The organism is Wolbachia endosymbiont of Drosophila bicornuta, assembly GCF_028982105.1.
Classification (GTDB): domain Bacteria; phylum Pseudomonadota; class Alphaproteobacteria; order Rickettsiales; family Anaplasmataceae; genus Wolbachia; species Wolbachia pipientis.
The window spans coordinates 1-697 of record NZ_JAPQLF010000005.1 but is presented as its reverse complement, the minus strand read 5'-3'; the positions used below and the strand labels follow the sequence as shown (position 1 = coordinate 697).

General features: G+C 34.9%; 2 pseudogenes. Both read right to left on the bottom strand.

What is annotated here, in order from left to right:
* Positions 1-63: 63 nt before the first annotated feature.
* Positions 64-348, bottom strand: a pseudogene (locus OZD68_RS00035) (IS4/Tn5 family transposase DNA-binding protein); the annotation flags it as partial.
* Positions 349-402: 54 nt separating this feature from the next.
* Positions 403-630: pseudogene (locus tag OZD68_RS00030) on the bottom strand (IS66 family transposase); the annotation flags it as partial.
* Between the last annotated feature and the right edge of the window lie 67 nt (positions 631-697).

The following is a 697-nucleotide window of genomic DNA, read 5'->3' as shown; positions in this document are numbered from 1 at the left end:
CTACTGCTCTACCATAGCCATAAGCACATATCTTATCCTATTCGGACTATTGCGAGAAGTGCTATAACTGGTATCTTGAATGACAAGAACCCTCTTGTGAGCTTTTGTTCTCTCAACCGTCTTATTAATATGTGTAGCTAAAATATCACTTTCTTTTACATTCTCATTTTGAAAAAAACGGTATGCTGCTTTTGCTTCTGACCAACTTCCGCATGCCTCATTAATTGAGCTTTCAGGTAAACTTATCAAACTATCATCAATCTTTACTAATCGGTCAGTTAATCTTTTATCTCCAAGTACAGCATCTCCAAATTCATTTTTAGCCCATTCATTACTCTCGTTTGCCATTTTTATACCCTCAATATTTGCAAACTTTAATATTGTAATACTTTATTTATAAGTACATTTATATTTGTGGGTAATAGTAAGATTTGATATGCTGCCAACACTTATGTTCAAATTAAAAATGTCATTTATGATACTAGCCACTTCACGCTTTGAGTTTTTGTAAAATCCGCTGAGTGCTGCAATTATAGACTTAACCCTTGGACCAAATGTATCTGGCGTAACACCTTCTGGTAACTTGCTACTTTTTCTTTTTCTGCATCTCCAACAACGACCATGTTCCAATTATAGCTCTTTTTACAATAATCCGAACAGACCGTAATATGCTACTGGCCTGCTATAGCCATAAACA